The organism is Clostridium sp. AM27-31LB (genome assembly GCF_003480745.1).
GTDB classification, from domain to species: domain Bacteria; phylum Bacillota; class Clostridia; order Lachnospirales; family Lachnospiraceae; genus Butyribacter; species Butyribacter intestini.
Window position 1 is genome coordinate 867,074 of record NZ_QUJS01000001.1, and the last position, 22,059, is coordinate 889,132.

General features: G+C 38.1%; 16 protein-coding genes and 1 pseudogene. All 17 read left to right on the top strand.

Annotation, left to right across the window (positions count from 1 at the left end; translation table 11 throughout):
• Positions 1-31: 31 nt before the first annotated feature.
• The 17 genes and pseudogenes from DW721_RS03435 to DW721_RS03515 all read left to right on the top strand — a co-directional run bounded on the left by DW721_RS03435 (position 32) and on the right by DW721_RS03515 (position 21,977).
• On the top strand, positions 32-1,501 hold the full coding sequence (locus DW721_RS03435; protein ID WP_118744806.1) for a UDP-N-acetylmuramoyl-L-alanyl-D-glutamate--2,6-diaminopimelate ligase: 1,470 nt from the start codon (positions 32-34) through the stop codon (positions 1,499-1,501).
• 136 nt (positions 1,502-1,637) lie between these two features.
• The gene (gene priA, locus DW721_RS03440) at positions 1,638-3,887 is read left to right on the top strand and encodes a primosomal protein N' (protein WP_118744807.1); all 2,250 of its coding nucleotides are present in this window, start codon (positions 1,638-1,640) and stop codon (positions 3,885-3,887) included.
• A 127-nt stretch (positions 3,888-4,014) separates the two neighbouring features.
• Positions 4,015-4,494: a peptide deformylase gene (def, locus tag DW721_RS03445; RefSeq protein ID WP_118744808.1), complete on the top strand. Its 480-nt coding sequence runs from the start codon at positions 4,015-4,017 to the stop codon at positions 4,492-4,494.
• Positions 4,495-4,607: 113 nt separating this feature from the next.
• A complete protein-coding gene (gene fmt / locus DW721_RS03450; RefSeq protein WP_118744809.1) occupies positions 4,608-5,561 on the top strand; it encodes a methionyl-tRNA formyltransferase in 954 nt (317 codons plus the stop codon).
• Entirely contained in the window at positions 5,554-6,924 is a 1,371-nt protein-coding gene (gene rsmB, locus DW721_RS03455) for a 16S rRNA (cytosine(967)-C(5))-methyltransferase RsmB (protein ID WP_118744810.1), read from the top strand. The genes fmt and rsmB overlap by 8 nt, the downstream gene beginning before the upstream one ends.
• Before the next feature lie 12 nt (positions 6,925-6,936).
• Positions 6,937-8,001 carry a 23S rRNA (adenine(2503)-C(2))-methyltransferase RlmN gene (gene rlmN / locus DW721_RS03460; protein WP_118744811.1) on the top strand — a complete coding sequence of 355 codons (1,065 nt, stop codon included), beginning with the start codon at positions 6,937-6,939 and terminating at the stop codon, positions 7,999-8,001.
• Complete coding sequence (locus DW721_RS03465) at positions 7,979-8,698, top strand: Stp1/IreP family PP2C-type Ser/Thr phosphatase (RefSeq protein ID WP_055943171.1); 720 nt, start codon at positions 7,979-7,981, stop codon at positions 8,696-8,698. The genes rlmN and DW721_RS03465 overlap by 23 nt, the downstream gene beginning before the upstream one ends.
• A 90-nt stretch (positions 8,699-8,788) precedes the next feature.
• Positions 8,789-10,900 carry a Stk1 family PASTA domain-containing Ser/Thr kinase gene (gene pknB, locus DW721_RS03470; RefSeq protein WP_182436185.1) on the top strand — a complete coding sequence of 704 codons (2,112 nt, stop codon included), beginning with the start codon at positions 8,789-8,791 and terminating at the stop codon, positions 10,898-10,900.
• The gene (gene rsgA, locus DW721_RS03475) at positions 10,900-11,778 is read left to right on the top strand and encodes a ribosome small subunit-dependent GTPase A (protein WP_118744813.1); all 879 of its coding nucleotides are present in this window, start codon (positions 10,900-10,902) and stop codon (positions 11,776-11,778) included. The genes pknB and rsgA overlap by 1 nt, the downstream gene beginning before the upstream one ends.
• Positions 11,779-11,811: 33 nt before the next feature.
• Positions 11,812-12,459, top strand: a complete 648-nt coding sequence (gene rpe / locus DW721_RS03480) for a ribulose-phosphate 3-epimerase (RefSeq protein WP_118744848.1) — start codon at positions 11,812-11,814, stop codon at positions 12,457-12,459.
• Position 12,460: 1 nt separating this feature from the next.
• Entirely contained in the window at positions 12,461-13,267 is an 807-nt protein-coding gene (locus DW721_RS03485; RefSeq protein WP_118744814.1) for a PilZ domain-containing protein, read from the top strand.
• Positions 13,260-13,952: a thiamine diphosphokinase gene (locus tag DW721_RS03490; RefSeq protein ID WP_147355376.1), complete on the top strand. Its 693-nt coding sequence runs from the start codon at positions 13,260-13,262 to the stop codon at positions 13,950-13,952. The genes DW721_RS03485 and DW721_RS03490 overlap by 8 nt, the downstream gene beginning before the upstream one ends.
• 81 nt (positions 13,953-14,033) lie before the next feature.
• Positions 14,034-15,599, top strand: a complete 1,566-nt coding sequence (locus DW721_RS03495) for a methyl-accepting chemotaxis protein (RefSeq protein WP_182436186.1) — start codon at positions 14,034-14,036, stop codon at positions 15,597-15,599.
• Positions 15,600-15,805: 206 nt separating this feature from the next.
• Positions 15,806-16,984: a M20 family metallopeptidase gene (locus tag DW721_RS03500; protein ID WP_118744817.1), complete on the top strand. Its 1,179-nt coding sequence runs from the start codon at positions 15,806-15,808 to the stop codon at positions 16,982-16,984.
• A 135-nt stretch (positions 16,985-17,119) separates the two neighbouring features.
• A complete protein-coding gene (locus DW721_RS03505; protein ID WP_118744818.1) occupies positions 17,120-18,538 on the top strand; it encodes an MFS transporter in 1,419 nt (472 codons plus the stop codon).
• A 111-nt stretch (positions 18,539-18,649) separates the two neighbouring features.
• On the top strand, positions 18,650-20,689 hold the full coding sequence (locus DW721_RS03510; RefSeq protein WP_118744819.1) for an ATP-binding protein: 2,040 nt from the start codon (positions 18,650-18,652) through the stop codon (positions 20,687-20,689).
• Between the two features lie 140 nt (positions 20,690-20,829).
• A pseudogene (locus DW721_RS03515) lies at positions 20,830-21,977 on the top strand (hypothetical protein).
• Positions 21,978-22,059 lie beyond the last annotated feature (82 nt).

A 22,059-nucleotide genomic window follows, 5' to 3' on the forward strand; every position in this document is an offset into this window, starting at 1 on the left:
GTTTTGATAAAAAACGGAATGGAGAATATAAATGAAACTTTTAGAACTGATAAAAGATTTAGATTTTGAGTGTGTTCAGGGAAGCACTGACATTGATATTACTACACTTGTATATGATTCACGAAAGGTTGAGGATGGAAGTGTTTTTGTGTGTATAAGTGGTGCGGTAAGGGACGGACACGATTTTGCAAAAGATGTTGTTAAGGCAGGAGCAAAGGCTCTTATCGTTGAAAAGAATGTAGATGTGCCTGACGATGTGACTGTTATTAAAGTTGCTGATACAAGACTTGGTCTTGCTGTTTCATCAGCGGCATATTTTGGAAATCCTGCAAATGAACTCACAACTATCGGAATTACCGGAACAAAGGGGAAAACCACTTCAACTTATATGGTTCGTTCCATATTGGAGGAATCAGGCATCAAAACAGGACTTATCGGAACTATCGAGAGTATTATCGGTGATGAGGTCATTCCATCTGCAAATACCACACCTGAGTCATATGTAGTTCAGCAGTATTTCAGAAAGATGGTTGATGCAGGCTGTAAATGTGTCGTTATGGAAGTTTCTTCACAGGCACTTATGCTAAACAGAGTAGGCGGCTTTGTATTTGATTACGGAATATTTACAAATCTTGAGCCGGACCACATCGGACCAAATGAACATAAGGACCTTGATGATTATATCCACTGTAAGAGCCTGCTTTTCAGACAATGCAAACAGGGTATCTTCAATGCGGATGACAGCCATCTTGAAAAGATACTTGAGGGTCATACCTGTAAAGTTGAGACATACGGTTTTTCTGAAAATGCAGATATAAAGGCATCTGATGTTCATCTTATGGATAAAGGTGGAACTCTCGGAGTTGCATATCATATGAGCGGTCTTATGGATATGGATGTTGAGATAGACATACCGGGCAAGTTCAGTGTTTACAATTCAATGACCGCAATCTCAATATGCAGACACTTCGGTGTAAAGAAAGAAGTTATACTCGACTCGCTTTCAAAAGTCAGAGTTAAAGGCAGGGTTGAGATAATACCCGTATCACCTAAGTTTACGATAATGATAGATTACGCTCACAACGCAATGAGCCTTAACAGTCTGCTCACGACACTTAAAGAGTATTCGCCAAAAAGACTGGTATGTCTGTTTGGATGTGGTGGAAACCGTTCGAGAGAGCGTCGTTTTGAGATGGGTGAGGTTTCTTCAAAACTTGCAGACTTCACGATTGTTACATCCGACAATCCGAGAAATGAAGAACCACAGGCTATCATTGATGATATAGTTACAGGTGTAAAGAAAGCGGATGGTAAATTCATAACCATCATCGACAGGGCAGATGCCATAAGATATGCCATTGAAAATGCAAAAGAGGGTGATGTTATCGTGCTCGCAGGAAAAGGACATGAGGATTACCAGGAGATAAAAGGAAAGAAATATCATATGGACGAGAGAGAACTTGTCGCTGATGTAGTAAAAGATGGCAATTTTATCAGATAACTGAGCCAAAGGAGCAGGACTTCCTAAATGGCAGTTAAAGAAGATACAAAAGGCTGAAGACGGGAAATTTTTAAAGCTGAAAGTTTATGGGAGTCCTGGACGATAAAAAATTAAAAAGAAAAATTAGGGGAAAGAAATGATATTTGCTGATGTAATAATAGATATATCAGTCAAGAGTCTTGACAGACCATTTCAATATATAGTTCCTGAGGAGATGGAGTTTGATGTTGATATAGGTTCGGTCGTAAAAATCCCGTTCGGCATGGGAAATCGAACTATGACAGGATATGTCGTTGGTCTTTCGGGCGAAGCGAAGTTTGATATATCAAAAACGAAAAGCATACTTGAAATAATAAAGCAGGGAGTGGTCGTGGAATCACACCTGCTTTCCCTTGCTTATTGGATAAAGGAAAATTACGGCTCAACGATGAATGATGCCATAAAGTCTGTTATGCCTGTTAAAAGGGAGATAAAAGAGCAGATAAAGAGAGTTATATATCCTGCTGTCAGCATGGATAAGATGAGGGAAAAAAGAGACGAGTTTGAAAAAAAGCATAATAAGGCAAGAGTAAGACTTCTCGATGAATTTCTTAAGCTGGATAAGACGGCTTATAATGCGGGACTTGATTATTCTTATGCCACAAAGAAACTAAGCCTTACGGCGAGCGTTATAGAGGGACTTAGGAAACTGGATATAATAACGGTCGATGCCATACAGCAATACAGAAATCCTATTGGAAATATTGATGAAAGACCGGAGGTGCGTCCTGTTTTAAACAGAGAGCAGAAACACACGGTAGATTCGATATTAAATGATTATATAAGAGATGTAAGAGGAACATACCTTATTCACGGGATAACAGGAAGCGGCAAGACAGAAGTGTATATGAATATTGTTGAAAAGGTAATCTGCCTCGGAAAGCAGGTTATAGTGCTTATACCGGAAATCTCACTCACATTTCAGATGGTAAACCGTTTTTATAAAAGATTTGGAAACAGAATATCAGTCATGCATTCAAGACTTTCGGCGGGGGAGAGGTTTGACCAGTACACAAGGGCAAAAAACGGCGAGATAGATGTTATGATAGGACCGAGGTCGGCACTTTTCACACCGTTTCAAAATCTCGGACTTATCGTTATCGACGAGGAGCATGATTCAAGCTATCAGAGTGAGATGCCGCCAAAGTACCATGCAAGAGAGGTTGCGATACAGAGGGCTAAAATGGTCGGTGCAAGCGTTGTTTTAGGCTCGGCAACACCATCGGTTGACTCATATTATAAAGCAATGCAGGGAGAATACAGATTATTTGAACTAAACGAGAGAGCTGGCAATGCAGTTTATCCGTCAGTGTATATAGAAGATTTAAGGGAGGAATTAAAAGCAAAAAATTATTCAATATTCAGCAGAAGACTTGATGAACTTATGCGTGACAGACTGGAGAAAAAAGAACAGATAATGCTTTTCTTAAACAGGAGAGGATTTGCGGGGTTCGTTTCGTGCAGGCAATGTGGCGAGGTTCTTGGCTGTCCACACTGTTCGGTCGCATTAAAACCACATTCTGTAAATGGGAGAGTTTCCTATCTGATGTGTCATTACTGCGGTTACAAAATTCAGATGCCGGATAAATGTCCATCCTGCGGTTCGCTTTACATAAGCAGTTTCGGGATTGGTACACAACAGGTTGAGCAGATGGTTAAAAAAAGATTTCCACAGGCAGATGTACTTCGTATGGATGCTGATACGACAACGGGTAAAAATGCACATGAAAATATTTTAAAAGAATATTCAAAAGGTGGTGCGGACATACTTATCGGAACACAGATGATAGTAAAAGGACATGATTTTGCAAATGTTACGCTTGTGGGAATACTTGCAGCAGACCTTTCATTAAATTCAGGCGATTATCGTGCAGCGGAAAAGACTTTTCAGCTTACAACACAGGCGTGTGGTCGTGCAGGCAGGGCAGATAAGCCCGGAGAAGTTGTTATACAGACATATCAGCCTGAGCACTACAGTATCGTCTATGCAGCAAAAAATGACTATAAAAATTTTTATGAACAGGAAATTGTTACAAGACAAATGTTGCAATATCCGCCGATTTCAAATATACTAGGAGTGTTGGTGCTTTCAGAAAATGAAAGAAATGCGGATAATCTGGCACAGATACTCGCCGATAAGATGAAACTCTATCAGGATGTAACGGTGCTTGGACCTGCACCTGCGGCACTTTCAAAGGTGAAAGATGTTTACAGGCATATGATATATGGAAAGTGTGCAGATTATGGGATACTGTGCTCCATAAAAAACAGTTTCGAGGAATTTATGCATGAAACGGAGTCGTTTAGGGACTGCAGGCTTAATTTTGAATTTAACACTATCAAGTAGAAAACAGATAACGAACAGTCATTTGACTATATTTAAGATATAAAAAACAAATATAAATTAATGTACTGTTACGGTGATTTTGTAAAAAGATTATCGTGTACATAATAAAAACGGAGGAAATATTACTATGGCAATAAGAAATATCAGGACGATTGGTGACGAAATACTTACAATGAATGCAAGACCTGTAAAGGAGATGACACCGAGGATAAAGACACTTATCGAGGATATGCTTGATACAATGTATGATGCACAGGGCGTAGGACTTGCAGCACCTCAGGTCGGTGTGCTAAAGCAGATTGTAGTTATTGATGTGACTGAGGATGGCAGTCAGCCTATTGTACTTATCAATCCACAGATAGTAAAACTGTCAGGCACACAGACAGGACAGGAGGGATGCCTTAGCGTGCCGGGCAAGGCAGGAATAGTTACAAGGGCAAATTATGCTAAAGTAAGAGCCTTAAATGAGGATATGGTAGAGATAGAGGTAGAGGGCGAAGAACTTTTGGCAAGAGCACTCCAGCATGAGATAGACCATTTATCAGGTGTACTTTATGTATCAAAGGTAGAGGGCGAGCTTATGAATGCATCTGCCGGGGAAGAGTAAGTATAAAACTGTTGCAAAATACAGTTTGTTACAATTCAAATATAGTACAACGAAAATGAAATCTTTGATATATTAATGATTCGTTGTACTAATATGCGAGAGGAGGAAAAAGCATGAATATAGTTTTTATGGGAACACCGGATTTTGCGGTAGGGACTTTAGAAACACTTATAAACAGTGAGCATGATGTGACTGCTGTAGTAACTCAGCCGGATAAGCCGAAAGGACGCGGTGGGAAAATGATGTTTACTCCCGTGAAGGAGGCAGCAGTCAAAGCCGGTATTAAAGTATATCAGCCACAGAAAGTAAAAGATGCGGAATTTATCGGAGTATTAAAAGAATTAAATCCTGATGTTATAATAGTAGTGGCATTCGGACAGATACTACCAAAGGAGATAATTGAACTACCAAAATACGGCTGCATTAATGTTCACGCATCATTACTTCCGAAGCTCAGAGGTGCAGCACCTATCCAGTGGTCCGTTATAGATGGAGACGAGGAGAGCGGTGTTACTATTATGCAGATGGACGAGGGACTTGACACAGGAGATATGCTTCTTGTAAAAAAATATAAGCTTGACAAGAAAGAGACAGGCGGAAGTCTTTTTGACAAGCTGGCTTCATTTGGAGGACCTATGATACTCGAAGTCTTAAAACAGGCAGAAGAGGGAAAATTAAATCCGGTCAAACAGGATGAGTCAAAACAGACTTATGCAAAAATGTTAAGCAAGGCGACAGGTGAGATTGATTTTTCCAAAACAGCGGTTGAGATAGAGAGGCTTATAAGAGGATTAAATCCATGGCCTAGTGCATTTACTCATATTCATGGAAAAATGTTAAAGATATGGGAGGCAGATGTATTAGACGATGAAGAAGTTAAAGCGTTTGATATTGCAAAGACAGATTGCGGACATATCGCATATGTGGACAAAAATAAGATACTTATAAGTACGGGAAAAGGTTATCTTGATGTGAAAGAACTTCAGCTTGAGGGCAAAAAGCGAATGAATATAGCTGATTTTCTTCGTGGATATAAAGTTGAAAAAGGGGAAACTCTAAATGGCTGATGAAGTAAATTTGAGAAATCTCGCACTTGATGTTATAGTATCTGTAATGGATAAGGGGGCTTATTCAGACAAAGCTATACACGCTGCACTTGAAAAACATCCGGGACTTGAAAAGAGAGACAGAGCATTTTTTACGAGACTTTGTCAGGGAACCATAGAATATGCGGTTTCATCAGATTATATTATAAATCTGTTTTCAAAGACAAAAGTAAAAAAAATGAAACCTGTTATCAGAGAAATACTAAGAATGGGAGTTTACCAGATAATGCATATGGACAGTGTTCCTGACAGTGCAGTGTGTAACGAAGCGGTAAAGCTTGCCAATAAAAGAAAATTTACAAATCTCAAAGGTTTTGTAAATGGTGTTTTAAGAAATATTTCAAGAGAAAAAGATAAGATAAAGTTTCCTGACAAAAAGGACGGATTTTGTGCTTATGCCTCAGTCAGATACTCCATGCCTGAGTGGATAGTAAATTATATGTGTGAGGAGTACGGCGAGGATGAGACAGAAAGGATTTTTGAGGGATTTCTTAAAGCAGACAGAGGCGTGAGTGTAAGATGCAATGTATCAAAAGCAGAACCGCAGGAAGTGTATGATATGTTACAAAAACAGAATATAAGTGTGAAGAGGAGTGAAGTTTTTGATTATGCTTTCTCGATAGATGATTTTGACAGACTGCAGGATGTTGAGGCACTTAAGAAAGGTTATATACAGGTGCAGGATTTCAGCTCGATACTTGTAGGGCATATCCCTGAGATAAAAGGCGGGGAAAATGTCATTGACATATGTGCAGCACCCGGAGGAAAGACGCTTCATATTGCCGACAGATTAAATGACAGGAAACTAAAAAGCGGAGGAAAGATAATTTCTTGTGACCTTACTGATGCTAAAACATCGCTTATAAAAGAAAATGTCGAAAGAAACGGTTTTAAAAATGTTTCCGTTATTAAAAATGATGCACTTATTTTTAAAAAAGAATGGGAAGATACGGCAGATATTGTAATCGCTGACTTGCCTTGTTCAGGGCTTGGAGTTATCGGAAAAAAATGTGATATAAAATATAAGACCTCGATAGAAGATATAAATGCATTGTCAGAGATACAGAGGGAAATATTAAAAAATGTAAGCCGTTATTTAAAAAAAGGTGGACAGCTTCTTTACAGTACATGTACAATAGCAATGGAAGAGAATGAAGATAATGTCAGGTGGATGCTTGAAAATCTTCCTTTTAAGAAAGCGGATATAAGAAAAAGAGTTCCAAAAAAAATCAGAAATTATATGAAAGACGATGGATATATACAGATATTACCTGATATGACAGAGTCAGACGGTTTTTTTATAGCGGCATTTATAAAACAATAGGATGGTGATATATTGACTGAAGATAAGATTGACATTAAGAGCCTGAATTTTACTGAATTGCAAAAACTTTTAGAGGAGATGGGCGAGAAGAAGTTTAGAGCAAAACAATTATATGAATGGATTCATAAAAGACTTGTTTTAAGTTTTGATGAAATGACCAATCTCTCAAAGGATATGAGAAAAAAACTTGATGAAAGCTGTACGATAGAAGGTGCAAGAATAATAAAAAAACAGGTGTCATCTGACGGAACAGCAAAATTTCTCATGAGACTTTCAGACGGAAACACGGTTGAGAGCGTTCTTATGAAATATAAGCATGGAAACAGTGTATGTATTTCAACTCAGGTCGGATGCCGTATGGGATGCAGATTTTGTGCATCTACGGTGGGGGGACTTATAAGAAGCCTTAAGACTTCTGAAATGCTTGACCAGATTTATGAAATTCAGCGGACAACCGGAGAGAGAGTTTCTAATATTATATTGATGGGGATAGGAGAACCACTTGACAACTATGATAATGTTGTTAAATTTATCAGGATGATATCTGATGAAAATGGTCTTAACATCAGTCAGAGAAACATCACATTATCTACCTGCGGTCTTGTAGACAGACTAAAAAAACTTGTCGATGAGAAATTGACTATAACGATAGCTATTTCACTTCATGCTCCTAATGATGAATTAAGACAAGAAATGATGCCTATAGCCAATCGATATTCGATACATGAGATAATTGATGCGTGCCGTTATTATGTTGACATGACAGGAAGAAGAATTACATTTGAATACAGTATGGTAGAAGGGAAAAACGACAGCAGGGAATGTGCGATGCAGCTTGTAGAACTCGTAAGAGGACTTAACTGCCACATAAATCTCATACCGTTAAATCCGGTTGAGGGAAGAATGGGACAGCGTTCTAAAGGGGCAGACATACAGAATTTTAAATTGCTACTTGAAAAAAATCACACAAATGTTACTATAAGAAGAGAGATGGGCAGGGATATTGATGCCGCCTGCGGTCAGCTTAGAAATAAAGAACGAGGAGGAAACGACGATGAAAGCATATGCAAAGACTGATATCGGGAGCAAACGAGCCATGAATCAGGATTCCGTTTACTGCAATGAAAATTCGGTTGGTGGTTTCCAAAATCTGTTTATTGTAGCAGATGGCATGGGTGGACATAAAGCAGGAGATTATGCGTCAAAGCTTTGTGTTGAGAAAATGGCTGAATCCATAAAAAACAGTGAAAGTATAACACCGGTAACGACATTGGAGGAGGCGGTAAAGGTCGCCAATAATGCCGTTCTTGCAGAAGCAAAAGCGAATGTTGAATATGAGGGCATGGGAACTACTATGGTAGTATGCACTGTTATGGATAATACATTATATATTGCTAATATTGGGGATTCTCGTCTGTACATCATAAGTGATGATATAAAACAGATAACAAATGATCATTCATGGGTAGAGGAAATGGTCAAAAAGGGTGAACTCACCGAAAGCCAGGCGAGGATACACCCACAGAAGAATATTATTACGAGAGCTTTAGGAATTGACGAGACAGTTCACGCAGATTATTTTGAGGTAGATGTAAAGCCGGATGATAAGATACTTATGTGCAGTGACGGTCTTACAAACATGGTTGAGGATGATGATATAGAGTATATAGTGCGTCATAGCGGCTCTATAGAAAAAGCAGTAGACAGTCTTGTTGAAAAAGCTAATGAGAATGGTGGGAAAGATAATATTACAGTTATTTTGGTTGAAATATAGACCAAATACATATAGCCGGATCCGGATGCATACATCCGGAAAAAAAGATTATAAATGAGATTTATGCCTGATGGCAGAATGGAGGAAAGTATGATTAATCCCGGAATGATGATCAGTGACAGATATGAAATTATTGATAGAGTGGGTTCGGGTGGAATGGCAGATGTCTATAAGGCCAAATGTCATCGTTTGAATAGATATGTTGCAATAAAAGTTTTGAAACAGGAATACAGCAGTGACGCAAAATTTGTTGCAAAATTCAGGGCAGAGGCACAATCCGTTGCAGGATTGTCACATCCGAATATAGTTAATGTGTATGATGTTGGAGAGGACAATGGACTTCATTATATTGTCATGGAACTTGTTGAGGGCATCACATTAAAGAAGTTTATCGAGAAAAAGGGCAAGCTTGATGTGAAAGAGGCTGTCGGCATCGGAATACAGATAGCACAGGGAATGGAAGCAGCCCACAATAACCATATTATACACAGGGATATTAAACCACAGAATATAATCATTTCAAAAGAAGGAAAAGTAAAAGTAACGGATTTTGGAATTGCAAAAGCGGCAACATCAAATACAATTACATCAAATGCCATGGGTTCTGTTCATTATATAAGTCCTGAACAGGCAAGAGGCGGTTACAGTGATGAGAAGAGTGATATATATTCGCTCGGAGTGACTTTATATGAGATGCTCTCAGGAAAAGTGCCTTTTGAGGGAGAGAGTACGGTCACGGTCGCCCTCGCTCATATACAGGATGAAGCGGTTCCACTTCAACAGCTTGATCCTAATATACCGTTAAGCCTTTCAAAAATTGTGCAGAAATGTATGCAGAAGAAACCGGATATGCGTTATATGTCCTCAGCAGCACTTATTTCTGATCTTAAGAGATCTTTGTCAGAGCCGGATGGGGCATATGTAAATATTGTAGATGATGAGGATGATTTTTCGCCTACAATCAAATTTTCAAGTGACGATGTAAACAAAGTAAGAGATGCATCAAGAGGAAGATATGCTCAGGAGGAGAACATAGAACCGCAGGAGGAAGAGAGCGGCGATGATGATGCGATAGACCCTAAGCTTGAAAAGATATTAAAAATATGCAGTGTAGTTGTTGCAGTTATTATTCTTATAGTGATTCTTCTGATAATCGGAAAAGTGAGCGGCTGGTGGGGCAAGGGCTCAGGAAAAGACGATAAGGATGTGACTTCAATAACAACGGAGGCACCGGCAGAAACAACAGCAGAGGCAACAGAAGAACCTAAGGCAGGCATGGTAGAAGTTCCTGATATAAGCGGCAAAACACTTGAAGAAGCACAGGAGATACTTGAAGAAAAGAAACTTAAGTGGAGACTTGAACCGGTGGAGTCAGATGAGACACCAAATACGGTCTTAGAGCAGAGTCCTGATGAGGGAAGCAGCGTTGAAGAATATTCACGCGTAACCATTAAGTATAGTAAGGGAAGCAGTGGTGTTACGATACCGGAGCTTACAAAGTTTACAAAGGATGATGCTACAAAGAAACTTGAAGCTTTGGGACTTTCCGTTTCATCAACATCAGAAGAATACAGTGATACGGTTGATAAGGGACTTGTGTGTGGCACGGATCCTGTTGTGGGCTCAAGTGTAAAATCAGGCTCATCCGTAAAACTTATCTTAAGTAAAGGTCCTGAGAGTGATAATGTTACAATGCCAAATATCGTTGGTATAAAAGAGGCGGTTGCTCTTGACAGGCTCACGGCAAGAGGTCTTACGGGAAATTCATCAAATGTTTCTTATATTTACTCAAGTAAGTATGCAAAAGGAATCGTTGTAGGTCAGACTATCGAAGCCGGCACAAAAGTTCCGGTCGGAACAGTTGTGGATTATACAGTCAGCATGGGAACAAAAAGCTCTGACACGAAGCCGACAGCAAAACCAACACCAAAGCCAGTATATAATTATAGTTATGAGGGCAGTGTTACGGTAAGCGGCAATCCGTTTGATTATGAGGATGATGAACCTGCTGTTATCAAACTTGTTCTTGAGCAGGATGGAAAGACTAAGACTATATATAAGGGAACACTTTCCTATGATGATTTCCCAAAGAAATTTTCAATAAAGGGCTGGAGTGAGAACAATGGTACAGTAACATTGTATAAAGGCGATGTTGCAACTGGTAATTCATACAATGTTGAATTTAAAAAGGTTAGGCAGTAATGCAGGGAAAGATTATAAGAGGAATAGGCGGCTTTTACTATGTTGATACAGACTTGCCGGGAGTTGTGGAATGTAAAGCAAAGGGAATATTCAGAAATAAAAAAGTAAAGCCGTTAGTTGGAGATAATGTAGAAGTTAAGATACTTGACATGGAAAAAATGCTAGGGAGCATTGAAAAGATACTGCCGAGAAAAAATTCCATAATAAGACCTGCCGTTGCAAATGTGGATCAGGCTGTTGTGATATTTTCGGCATCAGTCCCAAAGCCAAACCTTAATCTGCTGGATAGATTTCTGCTTATGATGCAGACACAGGGGATTGCAACAGTTATCTGCTTTAATAAAAAAGATGATGCAGATGAAAAATATCTGGCAGAACTTGCGGATAATTATCGTGGGTGCGGCAGCCGGATATTTATGACAAGCACATTTACAGGCGAAGGAATCAAAGAATTTGGAGAGTGTCTTAAAAACAAAACATCTGTACTTGCAGGACCATCAGGTGTAGGAAAGTCATCTATAATAAACAGACTGTTTCCGGAAGCAGGGATGGAGATTGGTGAGATAAGTGAAAAAATTAAAAGAGGAAAGCACACAACAAGACATTCTGAACTTTTTTCACTTGGTGACGGAATTTATATTATGGACACACCGGGATTTACTTCTCTTGGACTTCCAAATCTTGAAAAAGAGGAACTCAGGGATTATTATCCGGAATTTGAGGAGTATAAAAATAGCTGTAAGTTTTTGGGATGTGTTCACATACATGAGCCACAGTGCAGTGTAAAGATTGCACTTGATGAGGGCAGGATTCCAAAGGGACGATATGATAACTACAGACAATTTTTTGATGAAATTAGCAATAAAAGAAAATATTAAGCACAGGAGGAACTCTATATAATGGAGAAAAAAATGAGTAAACTTGCACCGTCAATACTTTCGGCAGATTTTTGCAAATTAGGGGAACAGATACACGAGCTTGAAGAATGTGATATTGAGCTTCTGCATATTGATATAATGGATGGAGAGTTTGTTCCGTCTATATCTTTCGGTATGCCGGTTATAAAATCAATCAGGAAAATAACGGATATGTTTTTTGATGTGCATTTAATGGTAAATGAACCGGTAAGATATGTTGAGGATTTAGCTAAGTGTGGAGCTGATCTTCTGACGGTTCATTATGAGGCATGTAAAGATGTAAGGGCAACTTTGGAAAAGATTAAAGAAGCAGGCATGAAATGTTCTGTGGCGATAAGTCCTGATACGGAAGTGTCAAAATTAGAGGGACTTTTGGACATTGTTGATGTTGTACTGGTGATGAGTGTATATCCGGGATTTGGCGGTCAGAAATTTATAAGAGATTCATTGGAGAAAGTTAGAAAGCTTGACAATATCAGAAAAGAAAGTAAATCTGATTTCCTGATAGAAATAGACGGTGGAGTAAATATTGAAAATGCAAAAGAAATAGCTGAAAACGGAGTTGACTGGATTGTCGCCGGAACTGCTGTATTTGGCGGTGATATTAAAGAAAATATAAGAAAATTAAAGGGGGAATTTTAAATTGCTTCTCGAAAATATACCTTTAGGAAGAACGGTAGAAATATTTGTTGATAGAGAGGGGTATAGGTACAGACTTACCAGTAAGGCAGAGTATGTTGACAAAAAAAAGATCTGCGTGACACTTATTGCTGCAAGAGGAAAAGTTTTTAAGTTTAATTCTGAGGATTCTATAAGTGTTGTTTACAGAGACAGTGATAATATGTGGAAATGGGAAGAATGTCGGGCAGGTATGGCAAAGCTAGACAATAGTCTTATTCATTTTTTTGAGATAAAGGATAAAGGGAAATCCTTTAACAGACGTAATGCATACAGGGTAGATCTTGATACAGAGACTATGTTTGGTTTTTATATGGATGCGAAAACAGGACTTAAAGTTTCAGAAATGCCTTATCCGGATGTTGATGACCCTAAATTTGCAGCATATAAGACACCGGTTCCGGAGTTTGTGCAGGGATTTATCAAGGATGTCAGTGAAACAGGAATAAATATCTGTCTTAACATAAAATTAAAGACGGATGATGCGGTATTTTTTAATATTCCATCAAAATTCGGCCAATTAAAAGCTAGGGCACAGGTCGTAAGAAAAAGCGATATAACGACAAAGGGAAGTAAGTATTCATATTCATATGGCTGTGTATTTTTGCAGACAGATAAAAGGCTTATAAAATACATATATGATATTCAGCGTGAAGCGTTGAAGCGTCAAAAAGAGATGTATTATATGGAAAAAGAGTTGCGAAAGAGCCATCAAACAAAGACAGGAGAAGTTCCAAAGCCCGAAAAGGAAGAAATAAGTGAAAATGACTGATAATAAAACATTTGGCAAAACATTGCTTCTTAGTGGAGGCAAAACAGACATAGACTTTGTGAGTATATACCTTAAATCACATAAATTTGATACGGTGGTATGTGCTGATTCAGGACTTGAAACAGCGTGTAAACTTGATGTAAAAGTTGACTGTTTTATGGGAGATTTTGACAGTGTATCACCTGGAATTCTTGACAAATATATGAATAAAATGATAAAATCCTCAATAGATGCACAGTTTATACGATATCCTGCGGAAAAAGATGCGACAGATACAGAGCTTGTTCTTGATTATATTTTAGAAAATTACCCGTCACAGATTATTATAATAGGTGCAACAGGAGGGAGGATTGATCATCTTCTCGCAAATATTGGAATATTATCAAAAGCATTGGAAAATGGTGTTGAAACATATATCATTGATTCTTACAATAAAATTTATCTTATAGACGGGGAAACAGAGTTGTATAAAGATGATATATGGAGTAAATATATTTCATTTTATCCTTATACGGATGAAGTGAAAAATTTACGATTATCAGGATTGAAGTATGAACTCGAAGGAGTTGATGTAATAAAAGGCAGCAGCAGAACAGTTAGTAACGAATTTGCTGAAGGCATTGATAAAGCTTATGTATCGTTTGACAGTGGAATTTTGACAGTTATACAGTCGAAAGACAAATGATATGAAAGTGTGGGCTAAGGTTGGTTGTGCATACTTGCCAACGATAGTCTGAGTACAGGTATGCAGGAAGAGAGAAGCGATATGAGTTTGTATGAAAAAAATGAACTGGAAAAAATTGAAGAAAAGATTCTTGTAAAATACAGAAAGTACAGCAAAAAAACAGAACGTGTGAAAAAGACAAATCAGATGGTTATAGTATGTATGTCCATAATAAAAGGCTTTTTATTGCTTGGCTTTATAACTCAGATTTTATTGGGTAAACAAGGAGCCGGATTTATTGGAATTCCGGCAGTTTTGCTGGGACTCGGTCTTATAGCAGACTGGGTATTGTATATAAGAGATCATTCGTCTGTTATTTTAAAAAATGTCATATTGTATGGATTTCTGCTTGTCTATGCGATACTTAATTTTATGAACGGTTCTCAATTTGTTATTCTTTATATAATCCCTCCATTATTTTGCTGTATGCTTTATTATCATAAGCAGTTTAATACAAGTATAGTTATAATTGCAACAGCTATACTTGTAATACGTGCCATAAAAGATATTATAATAGTTGGAAATTTCAATCAGTCAGAATTTATGATGATAGTGATTGCTGTTATGGCAATGTTGTTTTTTCAGTGGTCAACAAGGGTTCTCAAACAATTTGATCATGATGCAATACATACGATGAGAGATGAGCAAAAACGACAGAGTGCCATGATGAAAGATATTTTGGGTGTTGCTGATACAACCAGAGGTAAAGTAGAAGAAACATCAGAAAGGATGATGTCATTAAAGGATTCTACAAGTCATGTAAATCAGTCATTACATGAAATAGCACAGGGAATATTAAGTACGGCAGAAAGTATTCAGGAACAGTCAGAGATGACAGGAGAAATTCAGAAAGCTGTCAGTGTAGCAAAAGAAAATACGATTGAGGTTGTTAAAGCAGCTCAAAATTCATCAGAGCAGATGAGTAATAATTCAAAAAGAATGGAAATACTTAGAAATCAATCAGAAGATATTGAATCTGTAGAAAGAGATGTACAGATGGCGATGAATGAGCTTAAAGCAAAGGCAGAAGAAGTTTCGGAGATAACAAAGGTCATATTTTCGATATCAGACCAGACGACTCTTCTTGCATTAAATGCATCCATTGAAAGTGCGAGAGCAGGTGAGGCGGGCAAAGGTTTTGCGGTTGTTGCAGATCAGATAAGAGATCTTTCAGATCAGACCAAAAAGTCTACCGAACAGATTGAACAGATTGTTAATGAGTTAAACAATAATGCAGATCTTACTGCAAATCTTATTGAGAGATCAAAAACTGCAACAAATCGTCAAAAAGATCTTATTGAAGAAAATGTCAAGAGTTTTGATGAACTTAGCAGGCAGTCAGAGGAGTTATCAGGAAGTGCAGATAATCTTGAAAGAGAGATAGAGAGACTTTTTGAATCAAATAACCGAATTGTAGAGAGTATTACACAGCTTTCTGCTGTAAGTGAAGAAGTAACAGCAAGTGCTCAGGAAGCAAGCAATATGAGTGAAAATGACATGAAAGAATTAGATTCAGTCGCAGCAAGTGTAAGAGGATTGCAAGAAACAGTGGAAGAACTAAAAAAATATAATTCCGGTACAGAAAATGGTGCAAACGAAACAGTATAATTGTAAGTTTCAATAAATATATCGATTAAAAATCCAATTTGCAAATAAGATGCAGATTGGATTTTTTTGTTTCAGACCAAACTGTTACCGTTTGATAATAAATTTTTTGTGATTTCTTGTATTTTTACATTTGCTTTGGTAAAATATATTAAATAAAGTAAATTCCGTATGTCAAATTCGGAGATGACCTAAGAGGAGGACTACAGATGGATTTTTATAAACGAGCAGTTGAACTTAAAGATGAGACTATAAAAAACAGGCGTTATATACACGAACATGCTGAGACGGGTCTTGATATACCTGTGACAAAGACATTTGTTATAGAGAAACTTAAAGAATATGGCATAGAGCCCAAAGAGTGTGGATATGGTATTACTGCAGTTTTAGGAAAAGGCGGAGGAAAAGTGCTTTTACTTCGTGCTGATATGGATGCACTTCCGATGCCGGAGCAAAGTGGTGAGGAATTTGCCTGCCCTACCGGAAAAGCAGCACACACCTGCGGTCATGATTTTCACGCAGCAATGCTCCTTACGGCGGCAAAGATGTTAAAGGAAAACGAAGATATACTTGAGGGAACGGTCAAGTTTATGTTTCAGCCGGCGGAGGAGACATTTGAGGGAAGTAAAAATATGATAGAAAATGGCATACTTGAAGCACCGAAGCCTGATGCAGCACTTGCGTACCATGTTTCTCCGGGAAAGATGCCCGTCGGAATATTTATGTATAACTCAAAAGGCACAATGATGTATTCGGTAGATGGGTTTAAAATAATCATAAAGGGAAAAGGTTCTCATGGTGCATATCCTCATGTTGGAGTCGATCCGATAAACATTGGTGTCCATGTTCATCTTGCTTTGCAAGAACTTATCGCCAGAGAGAGTGATCCTTCAAAAGCCTGTGTTCTTACGATAGGTCAGTTTAAAGCGGGAACGGCAGCAAACATCATACCGGAGGAGGCCATTTTGCAGGGGACTATCCGCACAAATGACAATGCCGCAAGAGAAAAGCTTGTCAGAAGAATGAAAGAAGTTGCACAAAAGACTGCTGAGGTTTACAACGGTTCAGCAGAGATAGAAATGATCTCGGAGGTACCGCCGCTTATATGTGACACTGATATGACAAACGAGATAGTTGGTTTTATGAAAGAACTTGATATACCGGGACTTACACCGTATCCTGATGTATCGGCAAGTGCTTCGGAGGATTTTGCGGTCATAGCTGAGAAAATACCAAGTACATTTATGTATTTGTCAGCAGGTTACATGGACGAGCGTGGAGAGTTTCCGGCACATCATCCAAAGGCGAGATTTAACGAGGATGTATGTCCTATAGGAAGTGCCTGTCTCGCACACTGTGCTGTGGAGTGGCTAAAAAAACATAAATAAAAATAGTAATTTGAGATATCAGTTGTGGCAGAATGTTTTTTGCATCTGCCATCATACAGATGCTTAATGAGTATGATGAGCGTATATAGAGTGGATGATAATATTCTAAAAATCAGAAGTACGGGGAGAAAAAATATGGCAGATACACAGAATATACAGGTGGTGATACCGCTTCCGGAAAAAAAGAGAAAATTTGTTCAAGCAGGATGTATATGCATGATGCTTTCTGTAGCAATGTACGGACTTGTTTTTGCAACTTTGACATCACCGATATTAGAGAGCGTAAATGCTATGGGATATGTCGGATTGTTTTCGATATTTTCAGCACTTGGTCTTTCAATAATGACACCGATAGGCGGAAAATTGGGAGATTTAATAGGAAGAAGAAATATAGTTGTTATACCGGGAATCATTTGTGCTGTATGTGGCATAGCATTTGCATTTGTCCGTTCACTTGTTCTGCTTATGATATTAAGATTTCTGATAAGTCTTGCACAGGGAGCGTTTACTGCTGCACCGTACATTATAACCGGATTGATAAATGAAAGAAAAAAGGTTCCAAAGGCAATGGGGATGCTTGCAACATCGATTGCGGTAGGAGGATTTGGCGGCAGTATTTTAGCTGGTGTACTCACTGATATGGGTATGCTTAAAGCAGCAATAATAATGCCTGCCATACCTCTTATAGCAGGAGTTATGTTTATAGGTTTTAATCTTCCAAATCAGAAAAATGAGGGAAGTGTATCACTTGATATACCGGGTATCATAACGCTGGTGATAGCATTGTGCGGTATATTACTTCCGCTTAACTTTGGCTCATCAATGGGATTTGCACATCCTGCAATTATAACAGGTTTTGTTATCGGTGTTATCGCATTGATATTGTTTGTGAAAATTGAAAATAAAACGAATGAGCCGCTTATCCCCATGTATTTGTTTAAAAATAAGAAATATACAGTTTTACTTGTGATAGGATTTATATGTTATTTTTACCAGAATGCGATGAATGTTTATGCACCTGTTGGAGCATTGCAAGTTATGAAAGCATCTGCAAGCCTTACAGGTGCATTGCAAATGCCAAGAACAATTCTTACTATTATACTTCCTACGATAGCCGGAGTCTGGGTTGGAAAAAAGACGGCAAATGCGTGGAAAGCTATGGTTGTTGGAACAGTATTTGTAGCAATACCTATGCTTATGATGGCATTTACGACACCATCTACATCAATAATATTATATTTTGCAGCACTTACAATAACAGGTATTGCTGAGAGTTTCAGGGCCGTTTCAATTACTCCATCGGCACAGTCTGCATTAGATCCGCATGACATGGGAGTTGGCACATCGCTTGTGAATTTTGCCAATTCACTTGCACAGACTATTTCTGCAGCAGTTTTTGCTGTTGCATATAATGCCTGTACAGCATCAGATCCGACAAATACGACATTGATAAAAAATGGTGTAAATGCGGTATTTGTGGTAGCGGCAGTAGTGACGGTAGCAGGATTTATTCTTGTTGTAACGGTGATAAGACCACTTATGGATGAGAAATAAATACAATATACATTAAGAAAATTGACAATGTTAAACTATTAAATTGTATTTTTGCGGTCAGAGTGTTTTAAAGCCTGTTGACCGCAAAAAGTATATATAGGGAGAAAAAGTATGTCCGATGATAAAAAAGATATTTGTGAAAATATGCATATTATGGATTATGGTGATATAGAAGATACCTTATATAATGCCGGAATTGGTATATGGTCGATAGAACTGCACGATGACAGTGAGCCATGTATGTATGCGGACAAAACCATGAATATGCTTTTAGATATAAAAATTGAAGATACACCTCAGTATAGGTATCAGGAATGGAGCAACCGGATTGACAGTGATTATCTGGAGCAGGTGATGAAGTCTGTTGATAGTATGGTCAAAAATGGCAAATCAGAATGTACATATGCGTGGCATCATCCTAAATTAGGGAAGAGATATGTACGATGCGGTGGTGTCTGTGACAAAAATTTTAAAAATGGCATAAAACTAAAAGGTTATCATCAGGATGTAACGGATATACAGTTAAAAGAGGAAAAACATAAGAGGGTACTTAGTGAGCAATATGCGGTTATTGACGCTTTTAGCAGTATTTACAGTGTTGTTTGGGCATATGATATAAAGAAAAATACTGTCAGAGTCATAAATCAGGATGATGCACTGTTTACACCGGCAGAGGAAGCCGGGTATGATGCGAAAAAGACAATAGAAATAGTAATAGACAGGTGTGTAGCAAAAGAATATCAGGATATAATGAGGAAGTTTTATAATCTTGACAGGATTGCTCTGCAGCTCGAAAAAGAAAAAAGTATATCAGAGGAGTTTGTTGACACAATACTTGGATGGTGCAGGATAACGGCACTTCCGATAAACAGGGATAATTCCGGAAAAGTTGAACAGATAATCGTAGGTATTCAGAAGATAGATGAGGAAAAGAGAAAAGAACTTGAGTCACAGACATTACTTGCAAAGGCATATGAGGAAGCAAAAAGGGCAAATGTTGCAAAAACGGAATTTCTTGCAAGAATGTCACATGATATAAGAACTCCTATGAACGGTATTCTTGGAATGGCGAAAATAGCTGGAAAGTGCATTGATAATAAAGAAAAGATATTATATGCACTTGAAAAGATAAATGATTCGGGGAGACAGCTTGAAGCACTTATAAATGATGTGCTCGACATGAGCAGGCTTGAAAGTGGGAAGACTGAACTTACAAGAGAAAGGTTTGATATATGCAGCCTTATGACAAATTGTTATGAGTCTCTATCCACGATGGCAGCGGAAAATGACGTTGTGATGGTTGGAGTGCATTTCAATGTGAAGCATAAAAAAGTGGTAGGGAGTCCGTTGCATATTCAAAGAATATTACTTAATATTTTGTCAAATTCAGTTAAGTATAATAAAAAGAATGGAACAACGGAATTGTGGCTTGATGAAGTATTTATGAATAAAGAAAAATCCATGTATTGCTTTACGGTAAAAGATACCGGAGTAGGTATGAGCGAGGACTACATAAAGCATATCTTTGAACCTTTTTCAAGAGAACATACGGATGCGGGAACGGATTATCATGGAACTGGTCTTGGAATGGCAATTACTAAAGAACTTGTTGAACTGATGGATGGAATTATAGAGGTAGAAAGTACACTCGGTCAGGGTTCTGCATTTAAATTCCAGATACCATTTAAGGTTTGCGAGGATGAAATGCCGGTATTTAGACAAAGAAGTGTTCCTAAAGACATAACCGGTGTAAATATTTTGCTCGTTGAGGATAATGAACTTAATATGGAAATAGCCAAATTTCTGCTTGACGATGCAAAAGCAATCGTTACTACGGCATATAATGGTTTTGAAGCTGTAGAGAAGATTAAAAAATCCTGTGAAGACGGAGTGGATAGCAGATATGATGTTATCCTTATGGATATAATGATGCCTGAGATGAATGGTCTTGAAGCATCAATGGCAATCAGAGAAATGGGCATGGATTATACAGACAATATACCTATAATTGCCATGACGGCAAACGCTTTTACGGAAGATGTAAAAAAATGTTTCGAGGCAAAGATGAGTGATCATATAAGTAAGCCTATAGATATTGATAAGGTGACAAATGCCATATACAGGCTGGTTCATAAATCAGATGGCATATAAATTTATGAGTTAATAAGAAAAAAATTAAAGCGGCTAAAATAACTTAAATTACTTGACATTTAAGTAATTATATGAGAAAATTTAAGTAAATTTAAATAGTGAAATATGTCAATGCAATATTTTGCGGAAATGGGGAAGAAATGGACTTTAAAAAAGAATATGAAAAATGGTGTACTGATGAATATTTTGACGATGAGACAAAGAAAGAACTTCTTGCGATAAGGGATGATGAGGAAGAGATAAAGGACAGATTTTATCGCAGGCTTGAGTTTGGAACGGGCGGACTCAGAGGAGTAATCGGTGCAGGAACAAACAGAATGAACATATACACGGTAAGACAGATGTCTATGTTGTAGAAAAACAGGAAAAGCCTGACGGGAATTTTCCAACTGTTGCTTATCCGAATCCTGAGGACAGCAAGGCTTGGACGCTCGCACTTGAACTTGCAAAAGAAAAAGATGCAGACATTGTTCTTGCGACAGACCCTGATGCAGACAGACTTGGCGTTTATGCTAAGGACGAAAAGACAGGCGAATATGTAAGCTTTACGGGAAATATGTCCGGCTCGCTTATTGCGGAGTATATCTTAAGGGAAAAGAAAGAAAAAGGAGAACTCCCTGAAAATGCTGCCATAGTTGAGACTATCGTTACAACAGATATGCTTAAGGCAGTCGCTGAGAAATACGGTGTAAAGCTTATAGAAGTGCTTACGGGATTTAAGTTTATCGGCGAGCAGATAAAACTTTTCGAGCAGAATAATTCATACGAGTACATATTCGGAATGGAAGAAAGCTACGGTTGTCTTGCAGGAACATATGCAAGGGATAAGGATGCCTGTGTTGCTGTTATGATGCTTTGTGAAGTTGCAGCATATTACAAACTTAAAGGTATGACACTCTGTGATGCAATGCAGGATATGTATAAGGAATATGGTTATTATAAAGAGGGACTTTTTACTATCACCAAGAAAGGCATAGACGGAGCGGAACAGATTGAGAACATGATGCGTGAAAAGAGAGAAAATCCGGCAACGGTTATGGGTGGATTTAAGGTGCTTAAAATGCGTGACTACCAGAGTGACGAAGTTAAGGATATGGTTACAGGTGAGACAGGCACGACCGGACTTCCAAAATCAAATGTATTGTATTATGAACTTGAAAACAACGCATGGTGCTGTGTTCGTCCGTCAGGAACAGAGCCTAAGATTAAATTCTACTACGGTGTAAAGGGTGAGAGTCTCGAAGATGCCGAGAAAAAACTTGAAGCCATAAAAGAAGATTTGATATAGACTAAGTTGAAAAAAATCGTTTTTTGACTGAAGATAAGAGAATAAAAAACTGAGAGAAAAGACATTTTTAGCTGAAAGTAAA

Coding starts and splice junctions, on each gene's coding strand:
- rsgA (WP_118744813.1), top strand. CDS start 10,900: ATGCAGGGAAAGATTATAAGAGGAATAGGCGGCTTTTACTATGTTGAT.
- DW721_RS03510 (WP_118744819.1), top strand. CDS start 18,650: ATGTCCGATGATAAAAAAGATATTTGTGAAAATATGCATATTATGGAT.
- DW721_RS03505 (WP_118744818.1), top strand. CDS start 17,120: ATGGCAGATACACAGAATATACAGGTGGTGATACCGCTTCCGGAAAAA.
- DW721_RS03500 (WP_118744817.1), top strand. CDS start 15,806: ATGGATTTTTATAAACGAGCAGTTGAACTTAAAGATGAGACTATAAAA.
- DW721_RS03465 (WP_055943171.1), top strand. CDS start 7,979: ATGAAAGCATATGCAAAGACTGATATCGGGAGCAAACGAGCCATGAAT.
- priA (WP_118744807.1), top strand. CDS start 1,638: ATGATATTTGCTGATGTAATAATAGATATATCAGTCAAGAGTCTTGAC.
- DW721_RS03435 (WP_118744806.1), top strand. CDS start 32: ATGAAACTTTTAGAACTGATAAAAGATTTAGATTTTGAGTGTGTTCAG.
- DW721_RS03495 (WP_182436186.1), top strand. CDS start 14,034: ATGAGTTTGTATGAAAAAAATGAACTGGAAAAAATTGAAGAAAAGATT.
- rsmB (WP_118744810.1), top strand. CDS start 5,554: ATGGCTGATGAAGTAAATTTGAGAAATCTCGCACTTGATGTTATAGTA.
- fmt (WP_118744809.1), top strand. CDS start 4,608: ATGAATATAGTTTTTATGGGAACACCGGATTTTGCGGTAGGGACTTTA.
- rpe (WP_118744848.1), top strand. CDS start 11,812: ATGAGTAAACTTGCACCGTCAATACTTTCGGCAGATTTTTGCAAATTA.
- def (WP_118744808.1), top strand. CDS start 4,015: ATGGCAATAAGAAATATCAGGACGATTGGTGACGAAATACTTACAATG.
- pknB (WP_182436185.1), top strand. CDS start 8,789: ATGATTAATCCCGGAATGATGATCAGTGACAGATATGAAATTATTGAT.
- DW721_RS03490 (WP_147355376.1), top strand. CDS start 13,260: ATGACTGATAATAAAACATTTGGCAAAACATTGCTTCTTAGTGGAGGC.